This is a genomic window from Alkalibacterium iburiense (assembly GCF_039521845.1).
GTDB lineage: Bacteria > Bacillota > Bacilli > Lactobacillales > Carnobacteriaceae_A > Alkalibacterium > Alkalibacterium iburiense.
In genome coordinates this window covers 1-4,844 of sequence record NZ_BAAACW010000072.1, presented here as the reverse complement: position 1 = coordinate 4,844, position 4,844 = coordinate 1, and the positions used below count along the sequence as shown (strand labels likewise).

4 protein-coding genes are annotated in these 4,844 nt (G+C 39.4%); 2 read left to right on the top strand and 2 right to left on the bottom strand.

The window, feature by feature from the left end; all coding sequences use genetic code 11:
* Together ABDZ53_RS06315 and ABDZ53_RS06310 are read left to right on the top strand one after the other, a co-directional pair.
* Positions 1-1,235 (top strand): carboxylesterase/lipase family protein (locus tag ABDZ53_RS06315; RefSeq protein ID WP_343754803.1); only part of this gene is annotated, 1,235 nt, incomplete at its 5' end.
* Positions 1,235-1,909, top strand: a complete 675-nt coding sequence (locus ABDZ53_RS06310) for a TIGR00266 family protein (protein ID WP_343754802.1) — start codon at positions 1,235-1,237, stop codon at positions 1,907-1,909. The genes ABDZ53_RS06315 and ABDZ53_RS06310, both read left to right, overlap by 1 nt.
* 57 nt (positions 1,910-1,966) lie before the next feature.
* Here the strand turns inward: ABDZ53_RS06310 and ABDZ53_RS06305 are convergent, their stop codons facing one another.
* Both ABDZ53_RS06305 and ABDZ53_RS06300 read right to left on the bottom strand, forming a co-directional pair.
* On the bottom strand, positions 1,967-3,982 hold the full coding sequence (locus tag ABDZ53_RS06305) for a right-handed parallel beta-helix repeat-containing protein (RefSeq protein ID WP_343754801.1): 2,016 nt from the start codon (positions 3,980-3,982) through the stop codon (positions 1,967-1,969).
* A gap of 216 nt (positions 3,983-4,198) precedes the next feature.
* A complete protein-coding gene (locus ABDZ53_RS06300) occupies positions 4,199-4,639 on the bottom strand; it encodes a phosphatase PAP2 family protein (RefSeq protein ID WP_343754800.1) in 441 nt (146 codons plus the stop codon).
* Positions 4,640-4,844 lie beyond the last annotated feature (205 nt).

The window sequence follows — 4,844 nt, the reverse complement described above, 5'->3', positions numbered from 1 at the left end:
CTTCTAGTACGGATGAGAAGTTACCCGTTTTTGTATGGATATTTGGTGGAGCGTTTCAAGTGGGTTATACTTCAGAAATGGAATTTGATGGAGAACGTTTAGCCCGAAGAGGCGCAGTGATAGTAACAATTAATTATCGATTGAACACATTTGGCTTTTTAGCTCATCCTGAAATAACTGCCGAAGCACCGGATACACCGACAAACTTTGGGTTATTGGACCAGAGAGCTGGTATAGAATGGGTTAAACGGAATATAGCTGCCTTTGGCGGGGATCCTGATAACATAACAATCGGAGGGCAGTCAGCTGGTGGCGGAAGTGTAATGCACCATTTAACAGCTCCCAAAAATGAAGGTCTATTTAATAATGCTGTTGTACTTAGCGGTATATTTGCGAGCGTGTACACCAATCAACGTATACCTGGAAGTGGAAAAACCCTTCCTCAAGTCGAAGAAGAGGGAGTAAAATTTTTTGATTTCCTTGGAGTATCTTCTTTAGAAGAAGCACGCCAACTTGATGGGGAAACATTACGATTAAAAACTTTAGAGTACGGAGCATATTGGGGCCCCGTTATTGATCAACACTATGTTATGGGGGATCCTTTTCAACATTTTATTGATAACAAACGATTGAAAGTGCCGGTTATGCTTGGACATACGTCTGACGAGTTCTATAGTGTACCCGATGTTTCTAGTATGGAAGAGTTTGAAGCGATGGCAAAAGAACGATTCGGCTCTGATGCAGAAGAATTTATAGAACTGTGCAAGAGTGAATCCGGGAGTCTAGAAGAGGTTAAACAGAAGGCCTCTTTTAGAACGATTGAATACGCGATACGTATCGTTGGTCAGGCTCAGTCTAATAACGGTGCTCATACTCCTTTGTATTACTATACCTTTGATCCGGATATACCTGGCTCGGATGACCCAGGAACATTTCATTCTTCTGATTTATGGTTCTTCTTTGAAACACTGGCTAAAGCATCAAGACCATTTGTTGGTAAGCACTATGATTTAGCACGGCAAATGAGCAACTATCTGGTGCATTTCATATCTAATGGAAACCCAAATGGGGTGGATTCTAATGGAGAGGATATGCCTGAATGGGAACCTTATACATCAGAGGCACCTTCTGGAATGGTATTTGGAGATAAAGCTGAGTATGTCAAAGAGAAACCAGACACACTCATGCAGTTTCTAATAAATAACTACTTTAAGAATGAAAAGGAGACTTTATAATGAAGTTTGAAATAGTAGGAAATTATCCCGTTTTAAAATGTACGTTGAACCGTGGCGAAACGATTGTAACGAGTTCAGGTAATATGTCTTGGATGTCTCAGGGCTTTGAATTAGATACATCAACACGTGGTGGGTTATTTAAAGGTTTTGCTAGGGCAGTATCTGGGGAAGGGATGTTTCAGAATAGATATAAGGCAGTTTCGGATAACCAGGAAATTGCTTTTGCATCTTCCTTACCTGGAGAAATTATTCCTATTCAAATGAATGGACAAACGATTATAGCTCAGAAGAATGCTTATTTAGCCTCTACAGAAGAGGTTGATTTTGAAATAGCTTTAACCAAAAGGTTTTCGACAGGTTTGCTTGGTGGGGAAGGATTTGTACCTCAAAAATTTTCTGGAAGAGGAGACTTGTTTTTAGAAGCCGATGGAACATTAATAGAATATGATTTAACTTATGGGGAAAGTCTTTTAGTGGATCCTGGACATGTTTTTATGTTCGATGAGAGTGTTGACTATTCAATTGAGACTGTTAAAGGGTTTAAAAATATACTTTTTGGTGGAGAAGGAGCGTTCTTAGTGAAATTGACAGGTCCAGGCAAAGTACATCTTCAATCCATGCCAATTAGCACTTTAGCCTCTAAGATCATCCCTTTTGTACCAACGGATAATTAAACACACGATAAAATAGTAAAGCTCCAATCATTCGAGTGATTGGAGCTTAATGCCTATTTAAATAGTAAAAGTTACAGACCCATTTTCAGTCATTTCAAATGGTCCAGGTGTAATCGATGTATCTGTTCTTTTAGACTCGAAAAAGTCTGAGTTCAATTTATAGGGTGTGTTATCGGGTTGTTCGTACGCCATATCAGCATGATAAGCCTTGCCTAGCAAATCCGTTGTTACGATTGTTTGAGATGTTTCATGAAGCAGTTGGGGATTATTAACTTTAACGTGCACCTGACTATTTTTATAATCAACTTCTACAGTCATCCCTTTTTCCTCACTAACAAACGCATTCGGATCATGACTGCTTGGAACAGCACCGTTAAGGTAAACATTTCCACCTATAGCGACTGGAAGAACAGCATTGCCTTTTATAATTGAATCTGCTGCGTCACCAAGTTCAGCCAGTTCTTCTTTCGTATATTCCCACCATTTCTTATCTTTAACATTCGGGTGGTCATTGTACCCACCTAAACCAACGGGGTGCAGATAACAGATGGCGTCATCAGGCACTCCATCCATGACGGCTGTTTCTCCCTCTTTCGATTCATCTCTGTTTTTAAGTGGTAGATGTTCAAAGAAAGTGATTGGAACAGGCTCTTTGTTTGTAGTATCATCACCTAGGAATATATTGTTATAGTATCTATCATCTCCACCAGTGATGTTCGAGTAACCGGCCATCGCTGTTTCATGTGGGAAGTGATAAGGAGTTGTACGGGAGAGTTCAGACTGTACAACAAATTGTCCTGCAAATAAATTATGAACAAATGCTCCTCCTTGAGCCATATTTCTGAAGTTCATTGGAGAGAGGAAAATGTTGTGGTCTACTAGATAAGGACCATGACAGACTTCCATAAAGAGATCTTCAGATAAATTATCAAAGAATACATTTTGACTCATACGTGTGCCTTGTGCTTGCCAGTCCAACCAGAGTCCTCGATACGAACGATAGATTTTGTTTTTAATAATTTGAGTGTCTAATGCAGCGTGCAGTTTTATGCCACCCACTTCAGCTCCATGTCTCAGGCGTTTGTGATGAATATTGAAAATGGTGTTATCGGATATCTCACTAAAAGCGGCTCCCATGTGCCCGACAATCCCTGCCTGTTCGCAGTCATGTATGATATTGCCACGAATGATATGACTTCCGACATTATCTTTATGCCAGCCTGAACGCAAAGCTCTCATTATAACTTCCTGCTCCCGCTGCGTCCCGCCTTTCCTTTTCTTATCCCTGTGGCCAGTCCCTTTTTCAGTACCTAAACTAATACCAACATTTTTGGATTCGCTAATCACGTTATTTTCAATAATCCAGCCTTTACTCCAATGCGGTCCGATGAGTCCTTCCTGGTATTCAGTAGGGGCAGCCCATTGAGGAGAAGTTTGTCGGAGTGTGAATCCACTCACTGTTATGTAACTGATTCCGGTATTTTCAGGCCAGAAGCAATGCGGACGAACACTAATTTCTACATTTTCTTCTCGTGGATCTTTATCACCAAAGTTTGCCCAAATCTTAGTTGTTTCAGCATTCACTTCAGCAAACCATTTTAAAAGAGAGTCTTCTGGATACTTAGCTTCCGACCAAGGTGTGGGCTGACGGACTTCGTCTATACTTCCACATTCATATAAGGATTTGTGGTTTAAATAGACCTCGCCAAGGTGCGCCGTTAAGTTTCCATCAAATAACCAGTCTCCACTTAGTTCAACTTCAAATGGGTTACGCACAGCAAAGAGATTATTGGATATCTCTGTACTCCAGACATTATCGCCCTCGGATGTCCAATCTGATACTGGCTCTGCTCCAGTAATGACCACTTCTCCGTCGCCGGCTGCTTTGTATGTTATTCTTTTGTCTTCTGTTCCGCCATTTGCGGGATTAACCCACTCTCTATATATCCCGGCATGAACAGTAACGACATCACCAGCTTCTGCCAGTTCAGCCGCGCGAGAAATTGTACGGAAAGGTTGAGTTTTAGATCCTTTCGCTTGATCATTTCCGTTTATCGATACATGATAATCCATTAAAACACTCCCATTTTTAAAGTAATTAGATGTGATCATAGAGTAATCGGTTTCACTATTAGTGTGAACAATATCTAATGACTGCTACTATACGTATTATAAAAGACTTGTTAATTTAATGCTACATTCTGTATAAAAGTTAAAAGCCCTCGATTATAATACCGAGAGCTTTCAGTCAAGACGGTCGTTAAAAAAGAGAGTAGTCAGTCAGACTTATTATAGATAAAAACCTAAAACACCTGATAAAATACCAATAACAGCCCCAGCTATGACATCTCTTGGAAAGTGAACGCCTCCTATAACTCTTAGAAAAGCAAGAATCACTCCGGCTAACATTAAGATGATTCCAAGAGGTTGAGAAATAAAATAAAGAGTAGACGCTATAACGAAAACGGAGAATACATGGCGACTAGGAAATGATTTTCCTTTTGTATCTTTTTTTATAAGTGGCGTTGTATCGTTCACTTCATAAGGACGTGGAGCATTTAATTTGTTTCTAAAAATACTGACTAAAATAAAGGATATGGCTGGTGCCAGAAAGACTCTCCAGGCTCTTTCATCTTGATTCCATATTAGTGCGATAAATATAATAGGATATATAGCATAAACTGAATAAGTGATCAGACGGTTCAATAAATTAATGATTTTTGGACTCATAGTTTCAACACCTCAAATAATAGATAGATATATAGTAACATAAAAATTGACCATACTAGTATGTTAGTATAGAGGCAAGAGAAAAAGAGACTGAAATTTTAAACGAGGTGAAAAAATGTATTACTCCACTTATTATAACTCAAGTTTTGCAGTTAAAAAATAGCCTTTGACCCTTGGTGTCATTGACTTGGTACCGATTATTATG